The following is an 18,947-nucleotide window of genomic DNA, read 5'->3' as shown; positions in this document are numbered from 1 at the left end:
CAACCGGATTCTGTTGGCCGTAAACCGATCACGCTATCGCGTGGCGAAACCGGCCGAACGGGTCTTTAGGCCCATTTCCGGGGAGCCATTCGTCCCACAGAAAGTGGTGTCGGCTACCGGCGCCGCCTGCTCAGCAGGCCGGATCGGATTCCTGCAGACCGGCGCCGTCTATCGCGGATTCAGCGTCTTTGTCGCGCTGTATGACTGGTCCCTGCTCGCCGCGTCTGTTGCCCCGTAGCGGCTCGGTCAGCTGCGCACCCAGGCCGACGAGCCCCCGACCGACGGCCACCAGGGCCCGGTTGGTGGTGCCCGCCGCGACTTCGATGGTGGCAAATGCCGCATCGAGCACACTCGGAACGTGGAAGTCCTCCCACATCGCGGCCTGTTGGTGGCGGGCTCTCGCGAAACTGTCGAGCTCGTCGCGCAGGGCTAGGCGCTGTTTGACCAGCTCGCGCACCGCCAGGAAACGGAAGCCGTCGATCGCCTCTAGCTTCGTGAACCGGTCCATAATCTCCTTGGCGTCCTGATAGATGCGGACATCCTCGCGCAGATGATGATCGACGAGCTCGCGGGCTTCGTCGATCGCTCGTAGCAACTGCTGTGGTTGCGTCGACTCGATTCGGGCAAGGCTCAGACGCTGCCACTTGTGCAGCGACTCCTCGGCGATCACCAACAGGCTCAACGCATCACCAAGCCGGTTGTCGTTGACGGCGTTGCGCAGCTTTGCCGCGCGCTGCTGCACGGGCAGGTCGTCAGCGAAACACGCCAGCGCGCGCCTGACGTGGTTGCGCAGTTGTTCGGCTGTGACATTGAGCGCGGGGCCCAGAGCTGCCACCGAATCCCAGTAGGCATCGGGCAGCGACCCGTACTTCTCCAGCGACTCAACCATCCGCGAAATGGTCAGGCTGTTACCCAGAACGTCGCCGGCACGTTGTGCTCTGGCGACTTCGAGCACCGCTTCGACCTTGTCTTCTACCCGACGGACCGCGTCTTCGACCTGAGCAATCGCGGACTTCAACGCCATCTGCACCGCGATCATCTGCGCCGAAACCATGGCTTCCGGGCCGAGCCCCGCCGGCCGCCACTGCAACTGCGCCAGGAACTGGCCGGCCTCAGCCGGTGCCGTCATCCAATAGAAGCCCGCCGAGCTGGGAACGAGGTTGCCGATCCGCAACGCGCTCAGGCTGTCGGGATGCAACTGAACGTATTTGTCGCAATTGGTGAGCACCGCGGTCACCCCGGCGAGCTTGCCCGCCGCGCGGGCCAGCGGGGCGCCGTGGATTCCCGCGACCCGCATGGTCTGCCCGGCGATCGCACGTAACCGCGACAGATAGGACTCGACAGCGGCAGGATCACCGCCAATCAGCAGGCTGTCGTCATGGAACGACACCACGATCTGCGGGTCATCGGTCCTCGTTGGCACGCCGGACACCTCATATCTGCTAAGGGGACCCTAATAATCTCTCGGCAGTGTATGCAGCCGGCGTGAGAGTTCGCAGGCATTTGTCGCTACCGGGCGCGGCAAGGGGCCATCTCAGTGACTGAGCATGGCGCCCGAATGCAAACAACGGGTGAATTGCGGCGGCACCAACCCACGTGAACATGCGAATACCACGGTGGGCGGCGATTTCGCTCGCGCCACGTGGGCTGGATCAAAGCCGCGGGGCAGAGTCGACAAAGTCGTTGCAGCTCAAAGCGATGAGCGGACAAACTGGAGGACCTCGTCGGCGGCGGCGAAGCCGCCTAGGTGGCTTTCGCCCGGGCGCGCGATGAGCTCGGCATTGGGCAGCCGCGCGATCGCCGCTCGGGCGGCGGCCAGCGGTACCAGCGGGTCGGCGTCGCCGTGCCACCACCGCACCGGCACCGTCACGTCGGGCAACCGGAAGCCCCAGTCCCGTCCGAACAGTCGCAAATCGTCGATCATGGCCTGGCAGCGGCTCTTGACGACCAGGACTATGTCATCGAGGAACACTGCCTCTAATTCGGGGTCGGCGAAGACCTGCTGGTCGCCCTCGGGAGTGATGCTGGCATAAGCCCGATAGAGGTAGTGCGAGACCGGGACCAGGGGCAGCAGTCCGGCGGCCAGCGCCGCCAGCGGGCGGCGCAACTCCGACAGGATGAGGGTGAAGCGACGGGCAAGATCGGTGACCGCGTCGGCGGTGGCGTCGGGGCCGACCGACGGAACTATTCCGCCCAACACCGCCACGGTGGCCACGCGAGACGCCAGGGGTGCTACCGCGCCGCAGGCCAGGGCATAGGGGCCGCCGCCGGACAGGCCGACGACAGCAAGCCGCTCGGCGCCCAGCGCGTTGGCCACCGCAGTCATGTCGGTGGCCCAGTCGGCCATCGCGGTGTAGGCGTGACAGTCGGAGAGACCCGAGCCGGGGCGCTCCACGACGACTACGCGCAAACCAAATTCTTCGGCGGCACGCCGGCCCAGCAGCGGGAACTGGCGTCGCGCGCCGGGCGTGCCGTGGAACCACAGCACCACCGCGCCCGCGGGGTCACCGAACTCGGCGAAGCCAAGCCGGCGCCCATCGGGCAGGTAGAAACGGCCCTCCGCGCGGGGCTTTTCGACGCGCGGTACGAAAAAAGGATGCCGCAGTGGGTTGCTCAGCTTCATCGAGAAGCTGCGACCAAGTGCGATGACATGTGAGTGCGCGAGTCAGTCGGGTTTGGATAGGTCGACGATCTCCGGGCCGGGCGTTGCGGCGTAGAGCTTGTCGATCTCGGTCGAATACTTCTGCGCGATGGGTTTGCGTTTGAGTTTCATCGTCGGGGTGAGTTCGTCTCCACCCGGATCCCACGCGGTGCCGATGATGATGAACCGCTTGATCTGTTCCACCCGGGAGAGCTTGGAGTTTCCCTCGCGGACCGCGGCGGTAAGCATTTCGCGTGCCTGGCGGCTCTGGGCGAACGCGGCCGCCGACGGATCGGCCATGCCCAAGGCGGCGGCCTGCGCCGCGGCGGTGTCACGATCGAGGACAACGAGTGCGGTCACGTAGGGACGTGCGTCACCGAACGCGACCACCTGGTCGATCAAGGGGCAATCGGCCTGGATCGCCCTCTCGATGTTGCTGGGGGGAGAGATTCTTTCCGGATTCGTTGACGAGCAACTCCTTCTTGCGGTCGACGATGGTGACGAATCCTTGGGCATCGATGGTGCCGATGTCGCCGGTGTACAACCAGCCGTTGGCGTCGATTGTCTCGGCGGTCTTCTCTGGCTGGTGCCGGTAGCCGCGCATCACGATCGGTCCGCGGATCAGCAGTTCGCCGTCCCCGGCCACCTTGACCTCGACGCCGCGCAGCGGTTTACCTACCGAACCGAGCTTGATGGCGTCGCGTCGATTGGAGGTCGCGCCGCCCACACATTCCGATTCTCCCCACACTTCGTAGACGGGAATGCCTAGGCCCCAAAAGAATTCCAGTGTTTCGACCGGCATGGCAGCGGCGCCGGTGACGCCCCAGCGCAGTTGATCGAGGCCGAGCGCCTCGCGCACCTTGGCCAACACGAGGCGGTCGGCGATCTTGTGGCTGATGGCCAGTGCCGGGGAGAGGGACTTGCCGGACAAGGTCTGACGGGCAGCGCGGATGCCGGTGTCGATGGCCCACAGCGCCAGCCGCTTCCTGGCTCCGCCGGCCTCGGCAAGCTTGGTTTCGATCCCAGCTTGGATCTTGTGCCAGACTCGGGGCACCCCCAGCCATAACGTGGGGCGGGCGTCCGGTAACGCCTCGGCGATCGCTTTGACGTCGGCGACATCGGTTACCTGCACTCCGAAGACCATGTTGGCGTAGTGCGCGGTCACGCGGTCGGCGACGTGTGCATGCGGCAGGTAGGAGGTGATCCGATCTGTCGGCTGCATGCCAAGCAGCTCGACGATCGCGGAGAACTCGGCGATCACATTGGCGTGGGTGAGCTCGACGCCCTTGGGCGGGCCGGTGGTACCCGAGGTGTAGATGAGGGTGGCGATGTCATCGGGCCGGACGGATTGCCACGTCGCATCGAAGTTGAAATCGGTTTTGGCCCCGCTGGATTCGAGCTGTTCGAGGCTCATACCGGCGTCGGCGTCGGCGTCGGCGTCGGTGTCGGCGTCGGCGTCGATCACGATCACGTGAGCAAGGTCGGCGACGGCCGCATTGATGGCCGGCAGAAAGTCCTTCTCGGTGAAGACGACCTTGTTCTCAGCGTTGCTGAACAGGTACTTGATCTGGTCGGGAGCCGAGGTGTTGTAGATCGAGAACGGGATCGCGCCCAGATGCAGGACCGCGGTGTCGACCAAGTGGAACTCCGGACGGTTGCGCAGCATGATCCCCACCGTGTGGCCGCGTTCGACCCCGAGAGCGGCCAGCCCGGCAGCGATCCTTCGCACCCGATCGGCGTACTGGCGCCAGGTGAGGACGGCTTGATTTCCGACCGTGCGGATGGCCACCGAGTCCGGGGCTACGGCCGCGGTCTGCTGAAAAGCCTGGGGCAGGGTGGACACCGATACTCCGCTGGGGTGGCGAATCACCGCGAGATCGCCTTTGCTCATTGGTCCGCTCCTTCGACTATCTCTCTGAGGATCATGCTCGATCTTGCGCCCGGGATAGGGTCGATCGGCCTCATCGCATCGAAGATCTTGAATTTGCCAGTGATGCCGGGTGGACTGGTTAGACGAGAATGTACCCGTTGCTCGGCGGACGTTCAGGCACCCCACATTTCGATACGACCACCTTCGGGTCCACACTGGACCAATGGAGGTATGCGAATTCACCGTCGTCGCGCTGACCGCACCGTCCCTACCGCCGCCGCCCCCGCGCCGGGCTCAAGGCTCGACGACACCGCGGCTGGTGCGATCGTGACCGCAGGTAATCCCGAGCCCAAGCCGCCCCGTGTGCTGAACGGTCTTTCGGACGTCCGCGCGTTCTTCCACAACAACAAGCTGCCGCTCTACTTCATCTCGCCGACGCCGTTCAACCTGCTAGGCATCGACCGATGGGTGCGAAACTTCTTCTACCTCACCTACTTTGACTCCTTCGAGGGCGCGCATTCGCGCGTGTTCGTGCCGCGGCGGCGTGACCGCAGGGATTTCGACGGCATGGGGGATGTGTGCAACCACCTGCTGCGTGATCCCGAGACGCTCGAGTTCATCGCGCGCCGGGGGCCCGGCGGCAAGGCCTGCTTTGTGATGCTGGACGGAGAGACCCAGGCCCTGGCGCGCCAGGCGGGGCTCGAGGTCATTCATCCCCCGGCGGAGCTGCGCCACCGGCTCGGCTCCAAGATCGTCATGACTCGCCTGGCCAACGAGGCGGGCGTGCCGAGCGTGCCGCACGTGATCGGGCGGTCCGGCTCCTACGAGGAGCTATCGACGCTGGCGCATGACGCCGGGCTGGGAGATGACCTGGTCATCGAGGCCGCATATGGCAACGCCGGCAGTGCGACCTTCTTCGTGCGCGGTGAGCGTGACTGGGACCAGTGCGCCGCTGACCTGGTGGAGCAGCCGGAAATCAAGGTCATGAAGCGCATCCGCAATGTCGAGGTGTGTATCGAGGGGACCGTGACCCGCCACGGCACCGTGATCGGCCCCGCGATGACGAGTCTGGTCGGTTACCCGGAGCTGACTCCGTCCAAAGGGGCCTGGTGCGGCAATGACGTCTGGCGTGAGGTGCTGCCGCCCGCCCAGACGCGCGCCGCGCGCGAGATGGTTCGAAAGCTGGGCGATGTCCTGAGCCGCGAGGGCTACCGCGGCTACTTCGAGGTTGACCTGTTGCACGATCTGGACGCAAACGAGCTCTACCTCGGCGAGGTGAACCCACGCCTGAGCGGGGCCAGCCCGATGACGAACCTGACCACCGAGGCCTACGCCGATATGCCGCTGTTCCTGTTCCACCTGCTCGAATACATGGACGTGGAATACGAGCTCGACATCGAGGAGATCAACACGCGCTGGGAACGCGGCTACGGCGAGGACGAGGTCTGGGGTCAGCTCATCATGTCGGAGACCTCGCCGGAGCTCGAGCTGTTCACCTCAACCCCACGCACCGGGGTGTGGCGCCTGCACCACGATGGCAGCGTCTCCTTCGCTCGTCAGGGCAACGACTGGGCCACGCTGCTCGACGAGTCCGAGGCGTTCTACATGCGGGTCGCCGCACCTGGCGACTTACGTTGCGAGGGAGCCCAACTCGGTGTGCTTGTCACCCGCGGGCATCTGCAGACCGACGACTACCAGCTCACTGAGCGCTGCCAGCGCTGGGTCAAGGGCCTCAAGGCGCACTTTGCCTCGACACCCCTGACGCCGGCCGCGCCGATCGTCTCGCGGCTCGTCGCACGCGCGTGAGCGGCGGCGTCCCGGCCGGTCTTTCGCTGGGCAATTGGCTCTCGTCACCGTATTCGCACTGGGCGTTCCAGCATGTCGAGGACTTCATGCCGACCGCGCTGATCTCGCGCGGGACCAACCCCGCCGTGGCGCTGCCCGCGGCCGGTGCTCCGGTCGCCGACATCGAGTTGACCAACACCGAGGGGGCGCCGACCACCGTTGGTGCGGTGATGGCCGGCACCGTTACCGACGGGTGGGCGGTGGCTCACCGCGGTGCGCTGGTGGCCGAGGAGTACCTCGGTGGATTGCGGCCCCAGACGCGGCACCTGCTGTTCTCGGTGAGCAAATCGTTGGTGGCGGCGGTGGTCGGCGCGCTGTCTGGGGCCGGTGCGATCGACGTTGACGCGCCGGTCACGACATACGTTCCCGCCTTGGTGAACTGCGGCTATGCGGGTGCGACGGTGCGCCACCTGCTGGACATGAGATCAGGTGTTGGCTTCTCGGAGAACTACGACGACCCGGCCGCCGAAATACACGTGCGCGAGCAGGTGATCGGGTGGGCGCCCAAGCAAAATCCGGATGTCCCCGCCACACTGCGCGACTACCTGCTCACCTTGCGGCAGAAGTCGGCCCACGGCGGCCCCTTCGAATATCGCTCGTGTGAAACCGATGTACTCGGCTGGATCTGCGAGGTCGCCGGCGGCCAGCCGATGCCCGAACTGATGTCGCATCTGCTGTGGAGTCGCATCGGCGCCCAATGCGACGCCAGCATCGCGCTAGACACGGCGGGCCCGGCCGGCACCGGGATATTCGACGGCGGCATCAACGCCTGTCTTACCGACATGATCCGGTTCGGGTCGCTGTTCTTGCGTGACGGTGTCTCGTTGACCGGCCAGCAGGTGGTGCCGGCGGCGTGGATCGCCGACACGCTCGACGGCGGTACCGATTCGCGTCAGGCATTTGCCGCCAGCCCCGACGACACCAAAATGCCGGGCGGGATGTACCGCAACCAAGTGTGGTTTCCCTACCCGGGCAGCAACGTCGCGTTGTGCGTGGGCATGTGTGGCCAGTTGATCTACATCAACCGCGCCGCGCAGGTGGTCGGCGCCAAGCTGTCCAGCCGGCCGGCCTCTCAGGACGACCCGCAGCAACAGGCGAACACGCTGCGTGCATTCGACGCGGTGGCACGGGAATTGGGTGGAATTACCAACTAGCCTGCGCTGAGCGGGGTCCGCGGCGGATTCAGCGGGGCAGCTGTCGCCAGCGGAGTCCACGAGTTGTCGGCTATATGCCTATTGATTGAGCTCCAGCCCGGCCATCGAGCGCTGGTGCGCCTCGCAGTATTGCCGCACCAGAGCCATGCCGTAATCGTTGCCGTTGGGTGTGCGCACCAGCGTGTGGATGTGGAACCGCATGGCGGTGGGGTTGTTGAGAAAGACCCCGGCGTGATGATCGAATTCGATCAGGGTTACTGGGTTTTGAATCCGGTAGTAGAACGGATTTTCCGGGCCCGAACCGCCGATCCAGCAGAAATACGTGCTGTCGAGCTGCTTTTGGATCTCGGCCATCGGTGCGGCCTTCGGACCATCGGGCAGGTGTCGGTGATAGACCTCGATGAGCTCGACGAGCTTGTCGCGGGAGGCCGCGCCGAAGTCCGCTGCCGGGGCTCCTTGATAGGGGATGACCCTGTTGTCCTGGCTGAACCCGCCCAGATGCAGATGGTCGAACGGACTGAGCCTGCCTTGGGGCACGGCGGGATCGTAGGCGCTGGGATAGAGCACGACGCGTTCACGCAGCTGCGCGGGAAGCGTCTCAAACAGCGCCACCGCGAGGTTTTCCTCGTCGGTGAAAAGGGTCAGGCCCCGGCGCGGACCTCGGTCGACTTCATTGGGTTCGGCTCCCCAGAAACACGGCGTCATGACCATCTGCTCGCCGACGATCTGACAGTTCAGCACGCAGTGATGGCCGTGCATCTGCCAGCCCCATGGTTCGGTCAACGACGGCTCGCCAAACAGCGTGAAGTTGTAGCTGTATTCGTTCATGATCAGCGGCGCCACCATGATCGTTCCGAGGAACCCGTTCACGTACATGCAGTTGCGCACCTTGGTGTAGCCGGCTTCGCTCAGCGTGGTCTTGAGGAAATCGAAGATGGCGGTTCGGGTTTCGGCGGTGACCTCGTCGAGGCGCAGGCCGTAGCGGAACAAGTAGAACTCCGGGTTGAGCCAGCGCCGCCGCAGCACCGAGGTCAGCGGATGAACGAGCTTGGCGCGTTCGGCGGGGGTCACCGTGGATAGCAAGTGGTTCGCCGCCTTGACCATGTCGGCGATGGGTGCGCCCTCGGCAGCAAGGTCGAACAGGCCCGGCTCGATCGTCCCGTCGGCACTCACCCCCTGAAACGGTGCATTGGACCTCTCCACGATGAGATCGAAGGGATTGTTGTCCCCCAAACCCAGACGCAGCATCTCGCCCACGTGGTCGGCGTAGGTTTCTGCGTCCGCGTCCAGACCGGCGTAGCGCGGTGCGTCGTCGGGCGGGATGAACTCCCGGAACTTCGCGCTCATGCGATCGCCTCTGTCCCCAGCGGCTGACCCGTTTGCAAGTGGTTGCGCAATGAGCTGTGGATGCCGGGCCACAGGGCTCCGGCGTTGTTGATTAGCAGGCTTGTGAGCTGGGTTGATGATCTTTGGTGCCGCGCTATTGGGGCCGGAGTGTAGGCACGGGCTATCTGGAGAACGATCGAGTTGGTTACTGTTCGTCGTTGGTCTGGAGTTGCCCGTGCCTACCGTTTCAGTATTGCCTGTGTCGTCGGTTCCAGAGGTGTTCGACCGCTGGAGTCCTGGTGAGCGCAGTGAGCTCATCGGATCGGAGTTTCTCGATGTGTTGGTCTCGGTGCCAGACCCGAGGGACCCACGCGGTCGGAGGTATTCGCTGATGGCTTTGTTGGCGATCGCGGTTCTGGCCACTGCCGCGGGGATGCGCGGCTATGCTGGTTTTGCCACATGGGCGGCCACCGCTCCCGATGATGTGTTGACCTAATTAGGGGTCCGGTTCCGGCGGCCCAGTGAGAAGACCTTCCGCGCTGTTTTGTCTCGGCTAGACCCCGCCGACCTCAACGCCAGGATGGGCAGTTATTTCACTGCACACGTGGCCAGCAGCGACCCCAGTGGATTGGTGCCGATCGCGTTGGACGGCAAGATGCTGCGTGGTGCTTTACGCGCCAAAGCGACAGCCACGCATCTCGTGTCGGTGTTCGCCCACCGTGCCCGATTGGTGCTCGGTCAACTCGCTGTCGCCGAGAAAAGCAATGAAATTCCCTGCGTACGTGCCCTGCTCACGCTGCTGCCGGGTAGCTTGTGGTGGCTGGTCACCGTGGATGCGATGCATACTCAGGTCGTCACCGCGAAGTTGATCTGCGCCACTTTGAAGTCGCACTACCTGATGATCGTCAAGTCCAACCAAGCCAAAATACTTGCGCGTATCACCGCGCTGCCCTGGGCCGAGGTGCCCGCAGCCGCTACCGACGACTCCCGCGGCCACGGCCGTGTCGAGACCCGCACCCTGCAAATCATCACCGCTGCACGAGGAATCGGCTTCCCCTACGCAAAACAAATCATCCGGATCACTCGTGAACGCTTGATCACCGCCACCGACCAGCGCAGCGTGGAGGTGGTCTATGCCATCTGCAGCCTGCCGTTCGAGCACGCCCGCCCTACCGCGATCATGACCTGGATGCGTCAACACTGGGGAATCGAGAACAGCCTGCACTGGATACGCGACGTCACCTTCGACGAAGACCGTCAAAGGGCACATACCGGAAACGGCGCACAGGTCCTAGCAACGCTACGCAACACCGCGATCAATCTGCACCGCCTCAACGGCGCCGACAACATCGCCGAAGCCTGCCGGATCACCGCTTTGACCGCCAACCGCCGCCTAGACCTCCTCAATCCACAATTCCCCAGCTCACAAGCCTGCTAATCAACAACGCCGGAGCCCTGTGCCGGGCCATGACTGCGGGCCGGCGGCTTTGGCGGCGATGTGTCCGTCGGGGCGCACCACCAGCGCCGCTCCCTCGTGCGCGAGTCCGGTCAGCTCCAGCCACCCCTGGTCGGCCACCGCGCCCGCAAGATCCACGATGGTGACCGGGAACTCCGAGCCCCCGGATGCCTCTCGCCAGGCGTCGGCCGCGCCCTGTATGAAGACGGTGAAGCCGGCTCGGTCCACCAAATCGATGATCGGCACCAGATCCACGGCACCGGTCTTGACCTGAGCGTGCGGCAACCGTCGTCCCACGGCGGCTGATGGGGTGAATGAGGTTGCATCGGCGACCTCTTGGTTGGGCCCGTAGCCGTAGCCCAGTTGCAGCCCAGGGCTGTTAAAGCCGATGGAGTTCTGCTGGACGAGGTTGTCGAGGCGCTCCGCAGCTATGGTGTGCAGGGTTCCGTCCAAGGCCGCCGTCGCAAGCTCGGCTAACGCCTGGATGTGGATTTCGAAGTTCTCCAAGGAGCGCAGCGTGTTCGCGATCGCTATCGGCCGGCGTTCGGTGGAATAGCTCTGCAACAGGGCCTCACCGGCCCAGCCGTGGATCACCGCGGCGAGTTTCCAGGCCAGGTTGGCGCCGTCTTGGATGGCGGTGTTCATGCCCAGCCCGCCGGTCGGCGGCAGCCGGTGTGCCGCGTCGCCGATCAGGAAGCATGGGCCGGCCTGGAATTGGTCGGCCACTCGCGCCGTCAAGACCCAGGGCGAGAGCTTGAGCACCTCGAATCCGATATCGTCACTTCCGATAACCTTGCGCACCCGGTCGATGATCGTGTCCATCTCGGGAACGTTCTCGCCGTCGTAAGGCGATCCGCAGATCCACTCGATCGTGTTGTCGTGGCCGGGCTGGCCTAGGCCGTGGATGACCGCGACGCTGGCCACCTCCGGGTCCACCAGCGCATACAAGACCGCCGGATGATCGGTCAGCTGCTCGCGCATATCGGCGACCACGTGGGCGTTGATCTGATGGCTGGGCTGACCATAGGTATGCATGGATATCCCGAGGCTTTCCCGGACCGCGCTGTTGGCGCCGTCGGCGCCGATCAGGTACCGGCTGCTGAACTGGACTTGCCGGTCATCGACGGTCGCGGTGGAAACCACTTTGCCCTTGTCGACCTGTGCGCCGGTCCAACGCCCGCAGACCCACTCGATGCCAGGGCGCTGACGCACATCGCCTTCGACGATCGCTTCGAATCGCGGTTGGGAGAGGTTGATTCGTGGCCGGGCGGTCCATTCCGGGGACTGGTACTCGTAGGCGATGGTGCCGAGCTGTTCGCCGAACAGCCGAGTCGCGAATCGAACGAATTGATCCCATTCCGGGGGGTGCGCGTCGGCGCTCATGCGGTCCACGTCCAACCCCGCTTGCACACAGATGTCAAGGGTGACCGGGCCAACGACGTGCGCCTTGGGCAGGGCAAGCCGGGACGGGAAGCGCTCCAGGATCCGCACTGTCATCCCAAGCCGTTCGAGCAGAGCGGCGGTGACCATGCCGGCCGGTCCGGCGCCCACAACCAGAACATCGGATTCTGCTGGCAACGTTGCATTGCTCACTGGCGCAACCTCCTTGTGTCGGTGATCGGGACTGTGCCGCCGATGCTCGCGCGATGGCGTCGGGCCCCCAACAACGTCCGGCGCCCTGGTACCGGGCGATTCATGCGCCGCCGCCCATGACCGGTCCTCCGCCATTGACGGGCAGACTCACGCCGGAGATGTACCCCGCTTGTTCGCTGCACAGAAAAGCGCATGCGGCGCCCACTTCCTCGGGCCGTCCGAGCCGCTTCGCCGAGGTGACGCTGGCCTGCCGCCGCCGAATTTCCTCGAACGCGACACCGCTGCTCTCGGAAAGCAATTGCGCCATCTGTAGCTGTCGGGGGCTGTCGATGAGCATCGGCAGCAGCTGATTGATTGTCACGTTGTCGGCGACGCTGTCGTGTTGAACGCCCTTCATCGCCGTGGTCAGTGCGCTGCGTGCGCCGGCCGAGGCGATCATGCCCGCCACGGGTGACTCGACCATCTCGGAGGTGATGCTGACGATTCGCCCGAAGCGCCGATCCCGCATGCCCGGCAGGTAGCGCTGGACGAGATGGATCGGTACGTAGTCAGAGCTCCGGCGTTGTTGATTAGCAGGCTTGTGAGCTGGGTTGATGATCTTTGGTGCCGCGCTATTGGGGCCGGAGTGTAGGCACGGGCTATCTGGAGAACGATCGAGTTGGTTACTGTTCGTCGTTGGTCTGGAGTTGCCCGTGCCTACCGTTTCAGTATTGCCTGTGTCGTCGGTTCCAGAGGTGTTCGACCGCTGGAGTCCTGGTGAGCGTAGCGAGCTCATCGGATCGGAGTTTCTCGATGTGTTGGCCTCGGTGCCAGACCCGAGGGACCCACGCGGTCGGAGGTATTCGCTGATGGCTTTGTTGGCGATCGCGGTTCTGGCCACTGCCGCGGGGATGCGCGGCTATGCTGGTTTTGCCACATGGGCGGCCACCGCTCCCGATGATGTGTTGGCCCAATTAGGGGTCCGGTTCCGGCGGCCCAGTGAGAAGACCTTCCGCGCTGTTTTGTCTCGGCTAGACCCCGCCGACCTCAACGCCAGGATGGGCAGTTACTTCACTGCACACGTGGCCAGCAGCGACCCCAGTGGATTGGTGCCGATCGCGTTGGACGGCAAGATGCTGCGTGGTGCTTTACGCGCCAAAGCGACAGCCACGCATCTCGTGTCGGTGTTCGCCCACCGTGCCCGATTGGTGCTCGGTCAACTCGCTGTCGCCGAGAAAAGCAATGAAATTCCCTGCGTACGTGCCCTGCTCACGCTGCTGCCGGGTAGCTTGCGGTGGCTGGTCACCGTGGATGCGATGCATACCCAGGTCGTCACCGCGAAGTTGATCTGCGCCACCTTGAAGTCGCACTACCTGATGATCGTCAAGTCCAACCAAGCCAAAATACTTGCGCGTATCACCGCGCTGCCCTGGGCCGAGGTGCCCGCAGCCGCTACCGACGACTCCCGCGGCCACGGCCGTGTCGAGACCCGCACCCTGCAAATCATCACCGCTGCACGAGGAATCGGCTTCCCCTACGCAAAACAAATCATCCGGATCACTCGTGAACGCTTGATCACCGCCACCGACCAGCGCAGCGTGGAGGTGGTCTATGCCATCTGCAGCCTGCCGTTCGAGCACGCCCGCCCTACCGCGATCATGACCTGGATGCGTCAACACTGGGGAATCGAGAACAGCCTGCACTGGATACGCGACGTCACCTTCGACGAAGACCATCAAAGGGCACACACCGGAAACGGCGCACAGGTCCTAGCAACGCTACGCAACACCGCGATCAATCTGCACCGCCTCAACGGCGCCGACAACATCGCCGAAGCCTGCCGGATCACCGCTTTGACCGCCAACCGCCGCCTAGACCTCCTCAATCCACAATTCCCCAGCTCACAAGCCTGCTAATCAACAACGCCGGAGCCCTGCATGGCGGGCGGGATGGCCGCGGTGACCAAGCATGCCCGCCTGCTTATCGGCGCGGTGGTGCTGCCGCTGCACGATCCCGTGCTGGTCGCCGAACAGATCGCCATCGCCGATCTGATGTCGGGCGGGCGCATCAACGTGACGTTCGGTGCCGGCTATGTGGCATCGGAATTCGCGATGTTCGGCAAGTCGCTGGCCGATCGGGCCAAGCTCATGGACTCGGGTATCGAGACGATCATCCGGGCGCTGCGTGGCGAGACGTTCGAAGCCGACGGCCGCCCGGTGTGTGTGCGCCCGCTGCCGATACAGAAGCCCGAGGAGATCATCTTGGTCGGCGGCGGCGTCAAAGCCTCGGCCCGTCGCGCCGCGCGCTTCGGTCTCGGATTCCTGCCAATGGTTCCCGACCTGGTGGATGTTTATCTCGAAGAATGCCGCAAACACGGTCGTGAGCCGGGGCTTTACTTTCGGCCGATGCTCATCCCGATCAGCATCCATCTATGCGAAGACCCCGAGCGTGGCTGGGCCGTAATCGAACGCCATGCCATCCATGTCATCACCGAGTACGCCAAATGGGCTGAGCAGGAAGCCGATGCGTCCAATTCGCCGTTCAAGTCGCTGACCGATCCCGCCGTGCTGCGCCAGGCGGGTCTGTTCGCGGCTTGGACACCGGATGATCTGCTGGCCAGAGTGCCTGACGTGGTCGACCGGTCGGGATTTGCGTTTCAGCCGCTGCTGGGCGGTCTGTCACCCGAGGAAGGCTGGAAGAGCCTCAAACTGCTCGAGCAGACAATGCCCAAACTGAAGGCCGCGATTGCGGCATTGGACTAGGTGGCGCTGGTAAGGGCGGAGACGTGGACCACATCGCAATTGCCGACTCGATCGCCGCCGCGGCTCACGCCGGCCAGCTCGATAAGGCCGGGCTGCCCTACCTGGGGCATGTGCGCCGGGTTGCGGCCTATGTCGATCCGGCCAACGCCGAGGCCGCGGTGGCGGCTTTGCTGCACGACGTCATCGAGGACTCGGGGATTACGGCTGCCCAACTCGCTGAGCAAGGCATCCCCGCCAGCGCGATCGATGCACTCGAGCGGCTCACCCGACGCGATCACGTCCCACCCGACGACTACTACCGGCGTATCCGCGAACACCCGATCGCTCGCGAGGTCAAACTCGCCGACCTGGCCGACAACACCGACCCGGAACGCATGGCAAACCTCAGCGACGCCGACCGCGCCAGATTGACCGGCAAGTACGCGCACGCCTACCGGGCGCTCGGTGCCGACTTCGGCGATGGTGCCGAGCGCAGAGCCCGCGCCAACCGCTAGCACCGCGAGCAGACACAGAATCGCACCCGCGCGGAGCCCGCGGTGCGATTCTGTGTCTGCTCGCCAAGACCGGGCGAGAGGCAAACCCCAGGCAAGCTTGGGGTGGCCGAGGTTGGATGATGAGCCTCATGGTGACGGCGTTGCTCTTCGACGTGCAGGGGACCGCGACGGATTTTCATTCGACCGTCTGTGACGAGGCGCGGCGGATCAGCGCCGGACGGCACCCGGATGCGGACTGGCCCGAGCTGGTCCGGCGCTGGCGGGCCGGTTACTTCAGCGCGTTGGATGCTTCCTCGGGCGGACACGGCGGGTGGGTTTCGGTCTACTCGGTGTACCGACAAGTCCTTGACGCGGTGCTGGACGGTTGCGGTGTCACCGGACTCTCGGCCGCCGAGCGTGACGAGCTCACCCTTGCCTGGCAGCGGCTGCGTCCCTGGCCGGACGTGGTGGCCGGCCTGACTCGGCTGAAGACGAAGTTCACGCTGGCCACCCTGTCCAATGCGGACGTCAGCGCGGTCGTCAACATCTCGAAGCGGGCCGCTCTGCCCTGGGATGCGATCTTTGCGGCCGAGATGGCCGGGGTGTTCAAGCCCGATCCGGCCGCTTATCGGATGGCCGTCGGCTACCTCGGGTGTGAACCTGCCGAGGTCATGATGGTGGCCAGCCATAAGTACGACCTCCGCGCCGCGGCCCGTCTGGGTCTGCGCACCGCCTTCGTCGCGCGGCCGCTCGAATTCGGTATCGGTGGTGCGGCCGATGCAACCTATGCCGATGAGTTCGACATCAACGCCGCAGACTTCCTCGATCTTGCCGGGCAACTCGGTTGCTGATCGCTGCGGAGTCGAAACAAGTTTCACGCGAACCGAATTCGGCTAGCCCGTTATCACCTTTACCGCGCGGAAGGCCAGCCCGCTACCCTAAAGCCGGGCAGAAATTGAGACGGATACGTAACGCCATGATCGACTCGGAGGCCCAGCCGTTATGACTGAGCAAACTAAAGACCAGCTATGGGAGCAGCGCACCGAATGGCCACTGGCCATGGTAGCCATCGCATTCCTCGCCATGTACTCGATCGAAGTGCTGTATCAGCCGCAGGGTTTAGAGGCGACCTTCTTGGGGGTGGCAACTTGGGTCGCCTGGAGCCTCTTCGTCTTCGATTACATCGCGCGCCTGTGTTTGGCGCCTCACCGTGGGCGTTGGTTTATCCGGCACATAATCGACCTGCTTATCGTCGCGCTTCCCATGATGCGGCCACTGCGTTTGCTGAGGTTGCTCGTCCTGGTCGGCGCGCTGCAGAAGGCGGTGGGAAATGCCGTTCGCGGTCGCATCATGCTCTACACCATCTCGGGTGTATCCCAGGGCTCCGGCGTTGTTGATTAGCAGGCTTGTGAGCTGGGGAATTGTGGATTGAGGAGGTCTAGGCGGCGGTTGGCTGTCAAAGCGGTGATCCGGCAGGCTTCGGCGATGTTGTCGGCGCCGTTGAGGCGGTGCAGATTGATCGCGGTGTTGCGTAGCGTTGCTAGGACCTGTGCGCCGTTTCCGGTATGTGCCCTTTGACGGTCTTCGTCGAAGGTGACGTCGCGTATCCAGTGCAGGCTGTTCTCGATTCCCCAGTGTTGACGCATCCAGGTCATGATCGCGGTAGGGCGGGCGTGCTCGAACGGCAGGCTGCAGATGGCATAGACCACCTCCACGCTGCGCTGGTCGGTGGCGGTGATCAAGCGTTCACGAGTGATCCGGATGATTTGTTTTGCGTAGGGGAAGCCGATTCCTCGTGCAGCGGTGATGATTTGCAGGGTGCGGGTCTCGACACGGCCGTGGCCGCGGGAGTCGTCGGTAGCGGCTGCGGGCACCTCGGCCCAGGGCAGCGCGGTGATACGCGCAAGTATTTTGGCTTGGTTGGACTTGACGATCATCAGGTAGTGCGACTTCAAGGTGGCGCAGATCAACTTCGCGGTGACGACCTGGGTATGCATCGCATCCACGGTGACCAGCCACCACAAGCTACCCGGCAGCAGCGTGAGCAGGGCACGTACGCAGGGAATTTCATTGCTTTTCTCGGCGACAGCGAGTTGACCGAGCACCAATCGGGCACGGTGGGCGAACACCGACACGAGATGCGTGGCTGTCGCTTTGGCGCGTAAAGGCACCACGCAGCATCTTGCCGTCCAACGCGATCGGCACCAATCCACTGGGGTCGCTGCTGGCCACGTGTGCAGTGAAGTAACTGCCCATCCTGGCGTTGAGGTCGGCGGGGTCTAGCCGAGACAAAACAGCGCGGAAGGTCTTCTCACTGGGCCGCCGGAACCGGACCCCTAATTAGGCCAACACATCATCGGGAGCGGTGGCCGCCCATGTGGCAAAACCAGCATAGCCGCGCATCCCCGCGGCAGTGGCCAGAACCGCGATCGCCAACAAAGCCATCAGCGAATACCTCCGACCGCGTGGGTCCCTCGGGTCTAGCACCGAGGCCAACACATCGAGAAACTCCGATCCGATGAGCTCGCTGCGCTCACCAGGACTCCAGCGGTCGAACACCTCTGGAACCGACGACACAGGCAATACTGAAACGGTAGGCACGGGCAACTCCAGACCAACGACAAACAGTAACCAACTCGATCGTTCTCCAGAGAGCCCGTGCCTACACTCCGGCCCCAATAGCGCGGCACCAAAGATCATCAACCCAGCTCACAAGCCTGCTAATCAACAACGCCGGAGCCCTGGGGTGTATCCCTGCTGATCTACGTCACTTCACTGGCCATCCTCAACCAGGAACGTGGCCATCCGGGGGCCACCATTGCGTCTTTCGGAAAGGCCGTGTGGTGGGCCATCACTACGGTGACAACCGTTGGTTACGGAGATTTGTACCCGATCACAGTCACCGGCCGAGTAATTGCCGTATTGCTGATGATCGGTGGCATTAGCCTGATCGGTGTCGTTACCGCCTCACTCGCATCGTGGATAGTGCAGCGGGTCGCTGAAACTGATTCCGCGAACCGTGCCGCCACCGCTGCGCAGATCGATGAGCTGCGCACGGAAGTACGCCGACTGGCGGCGCTCTTGCGCGAACAGCACTCCGACCGCGTCAACTGAGCCCGGCGATGGCCTGGCGCGGCCTACAGCAGCTGCGCGAACGCGGTCACGACCATCAGCACCAGCACCGCCAGCCCGACGATGTAGACCTGACGGCGAGCGGTGATTCGTTGCGGTCGTGGGCGCCGGCGCAGGGTTCGCTGGCGTTGGTAGGCGATGATGTAGCCGCACGACGCCGCCAGCGCGGCCAGGCCGGCCGGGACCAGCCCCGCTAGTCCGGCGTGGGCCTGCACGTCCTTGGTCGTCAACAACACGCCGTTGACCAGCAGCGCAAACGACGTCCGGGTCCAGGCCAGCGTGGTGCGTTCGGCCTGTAATCCGCGATCCGCCGCCTGGGCAGTCTCCGACGACTGGCTCAACCCGTGACCACCTTGGCGACCACCAAGATGAGCGCGACGACGCCGACGATCGCCAGTCCTACAGCCAGGTATGCCGGTGTCGGGTGGTGGGGCAGTGGTTCGCCGCGGCGCATGGCGCGATCGGCCTGCTGCCAGCGCAGCAGCCCCATCCCGCTGGTCAGAATCGCCAGTGTCGCGAGCACCACGCCCAGCACATGGCGTGCACCGTGGACGGCCAGCTCGGGGACGAGTTGCACCAGGGCGACCGCCGCGGCAAGAAGCCCCAACGCGGTTCGCTGCCAGGCTAGGAAGGTTCGTTCGTTGGCCAGAGTGAACCGGTAGTCGGGTTCGGTCTCGGCGCATTCTTCGCTGTCGGGTGTGGTGGTTTCGGCCACT

At 64.3% G+C, this 18,947-nt stretch carries 14 protein-coding genes and 4 pseudogenes; 9 read left to right on the top strand and 9 right to left on the bottom strand.

Features of this window, described 5'->3' with window-relative positions:
- Positions 1-130 precede the first annotated feature (130 nt).
- The 3 genes and pseudogenes from CKW46_RS19690 to CKW46_RS19680 all read right to left on the bottom strand — a co-directional run bounded on the left by CKW46_RS19690 (position 131) and on the right by CKW46_RS19680 (position 4,532).
- On the bottom strand, positions 131-1,423 hold the full coding sequence (locus tag CKW46_RS19690; RefSeq protein WP_117436634.1) for a hypothetical protein: 1,293 nt from the start codon (positions 1,421-1,423) through the stop codon (positions 131-133).
- 267 nt (positions 1,424-1,690) lie between these two features.
- Positions 1,691-2,623: an alpha/beta fold hydrolase gene (locus CKW46_RS19685; RefSeq protein WP_482052287.1), complete on the bottom strand. Its 933-nt coding sequence runs from the start codon at positions 2,621-2,623 to the stop codon at positions 1,691-1,693.
- A 42-nt stretch (positions 2,624-2,665) separates the two neighbouring features.
- Positions 2,666-4,532: pseudogene (locus tag CKW46_RS19680) on the bottom strand (AMP-dependent synthetase/ligase).
- 306 nt (positions 4,533-4,838) lie between these two features.
- On the opposite strand from CKW46_RS19680, the gene CKW46_RS19675 reads away from it, so the two are divergent.
- Positions 4,839-6,317 (top strand): biotin carboxylase, encoded by a 1,479-nt coding sequence (locus CKW46_RS19675; RefSeq protein WP_020787008.1) that lies wholly within the window; start codon positions 4,839-4,841, stop codon positions 6,315-6,317.
- Positions 6,314-7,510 carry a serine hydrolase domain-containing protein gene (locus CKW46_RS19670; protein WP_482052286.1) on the top strand — a complete coding sequence of 399 codons (1,197 nt, stop codon included), beginning with the start codon at positions 6,314-6,316 and terminating at the stop codon, positions 7,508-7,510. Before CKW46_RS19675 ends, CKW46_RS19670 begins: the two co-directional genes overlap by 4 nt.
- Before the next feature lie 78 nt (positions 7,511-7,588).
- Here CKW46_RS19670 and CKW46_RS19665 read toward each other — a convergent pair whose 3' ends face one another.
- Positions 7,589-8,857, bottom strand: a complete 1,269-nt coding sequence (locus CKW46_RS19665; protein ID WP_117436632.1) for a DUF3500 domain-containing protein — start codon at positions 8,855-8,857, stop codon at positions 7,589-7,591.
- Positions 8,858-9,071: 214 nt separating this feature from the next.
- On the opposite strand from CKW46_RS19665, the pseudogene CKW46_RS19660 reads away from it, so the two are divergent.
- Positions 9,072-10,274, top strand: a pseudogene (locus CKW46_RS19660) (ISAs1-like element IS2404/ISMul1 family transposase).
- On the opposite strand, the gene CKW46_RS19655 reads toward CKW46_RS19660, so the two are convergent.
- Together CKW46_RS19655 and CKW46_RS19650 are read right to left on the bottom strand one after the other, a co-directional pair.
- Positions 10,275-11,885 (bottom strand): FAD-dependent monooxygenase, encoded by a 1,611-nt coding sequence (locus CKW46_RS19655; protein ID WP_499018121.1) that lies wholly within the window; start codon positions 11,883-11,885, stop codon positions 10,275-10,277.
- A 100-nt stretch (positions 11,886-11,985) separates the two neighbouring features.
- Positions 11,986-12,393: an SDR family oxidoreductase gene (locus CKW46_RS19650; protein ID WP_252872481.1), complete on the bottom strand. Its 408-nt coding sequence runs from the start codon at positions 12,391-12,393 to the stop codon at positions 11,986-11,988.
- A gap of 184 nt (positions 12,394-12,577) precedes the next feature.
- Between CKW46_RS19650 and CKW46_RS19645 the strand changes: the two genes are divergently transcribed.
- The 5 genes from CKW46_RS19645 (at position 12,578) to CKW46_RS19625 (ending at position 16,500) form a co-directional block, all read left to right on the top strand.
- Positions 12,578-13,780 carry an ISAs1-like element IS2404/ISMul1 family transposase gene (locus CKW46_RS19645; RefSeq protein ID WP_482053377.1) on the top strand — a complete coding sequence of 401 codons (1,203 nt, stop codon included), beginning with the start codon at positions 12,578-12,580 and terminating at the stop codon, positions 13,778-13,780.
- Between the two features lie 21 nt (positions 13,781-13,801).
- Positions 13,802-14,626 carry an LLM class flavin-dependent oxidoreductase gene (locus CKW46_RS19640; protein WP_252872249.1) on the top strand — a complete coding sequence of 275 codons (825 nt, stop codon included), beginning with the start codon at positions 13,802-13,804 and terminating at the stop codon, positions 14,624-14,626.
- Between the two features lie 23 nt (positions 14,627-14,649).
- The gene (locus CKW46_RS19635) at positions 14,650-15,120 is read left to right on the top strand and encodes an HD domain-containing protein (protein WP_015356288.1); all 471 of its coding nucleotides are present in this window, start codon (positions 14,650-14,652) and stop codon (positions 15,118-15,120) included.
- Positions 15,121-15,236: 116 nt separating this feature from the next.
- Positions 15,237-15,950, top strand: a complete 714-nt coding sequence (locus CKW46_RS19630; protein WP_020725714.1) for a haloacid dehalogenase type II — start codon at positions 15,237-15,239, stop codon at positions 15,948-15,950.
- Positions 15,951-16,101: 151 nt separating this feature from the next.
- Entirely contained in the window at positions 16,102-16,500 is a 399-nt protein-coding gene (locus CKW46_RS19625) for a hypothetical protein (protein ID WP_232022561.1), read from the top strand.
- Here the strand turns inward: CKW46_RS19625 and CKW46_RS19620 are convergent.
- A pseudogene (locus tag CKW46_RS19620) lies at positions 16,497-17,700 on the bottom strand (ISAs1-like element IS2404/ISMul1 family transposase). The gene CKW46_RS19625 and the pseudogene CKW46_RS19620 overlap by 4 nt on opposite strands.
- 144 nt (positions 17,701-17,844) lie before the next feature.
- On the opposite strand from CKW46_RS19620, the pseudogene CKW46_RS19615 reads away from it, so the two are divergent.
- Positions 17,845-18,213 (top strand): annotated as a pseudogene (locus CKW46_RS19615) (potassium channel family protein); the annotation flags it as partial.
- Between the two features lie 23 nt (positions 18,214-18,236).
- On the opposite strand, the gene CKW46_RS19610 reads toward CKW46_RS19615, so the two are convergent.
- Together CKW46_RS19610 and CKW46_RS19605 are read right to left on the bottom strand one after the other, a co-directional pair.
- Positions 18,237-18,572, bottom strand: a complete 336-nt coding sequence (locus CKW46_RS19610) for a DUF202 domain-containing protein (protein WP_012395014.1) — start codon at positions 18,570-18,572, stop codon at positions 18,237-18,239.
- Positions 18,569-18,946 (bottom strand): YidH family protein, encoded by a 378-nt coding sequence (locus CKW46_RS19605; RefSeq protein ID WP_012395013.1) that lies wholly within the window; start codon positions 18,944-18,946, stop codon positions 18,569-18,571. The genes CKW46_RS19610 and CKW46_RS19605 overlap by 4 nt, the downstream gene beginning before the upstream one ends.
- Between the last annotated feature and the right edge of the window lies 1 nt (position 18,947).

It is taken from the genome of Mycobacterium liflandii, assembly GCF_022354805.1.
Classification (GTDB): domain Bacteria; phylum Actinomycetota; class Actinomycetes; order Mycobacteriales; family Mycobacteriaceae; genus Mycobacterium; species Mycobacterium marinum.
Note: the sequence above shows the minus strand (reverse complement) of the source record. Positions and strands in the feature narration are given on the sequence as shown.

Bases quoted from the DNA above. Each gene is read 5' to 3' on its own strand.
- CKW46_RS19685 (WP_482052287.1), bottom strand. From the start codon at position 2,623: ATGAAGCTGAGCAACCCACTGCGGCATCCTTTTTTCGTACCGCGCGTC.
- CKW46_RS19665 (WP_117436632.1), bottom strand. From the start codon at position 8,857: ATGAGCGCGAAGTTCCGGGAGTTCATCCCGCCCGACGACGCACCGCGC.
- CKW46_RS19650 (WP_252872481.1), bottom strand. From the start codon at position 12,393: ATGCGGGATCGGCGCTTCGGGCGAATCGTCAGCATCACCTCCGAGATG.
- CKW46_RS19640 (WP_252872249.1), top strand. From the start codon at position 13,802: ATGGCGGGCGGGATGGCCGCGGTGACCAAGCATGCCCGCCTGCTTATC.
- CKW46_RS19630 (WP_020725714.1), top strand. From the start codon at position 15,237: ATGATGAGCCTCATGGTGACGGCGTTGCTCTTCGACGTGCAGGGGACC.
- CKW46_RS19625 (WP_232022561.1), top strand. From the start codon at position 16,102: ATGACTGAGCAAACTAAAGACCAGCTATGGGAGCAGCGCACCGAATGG.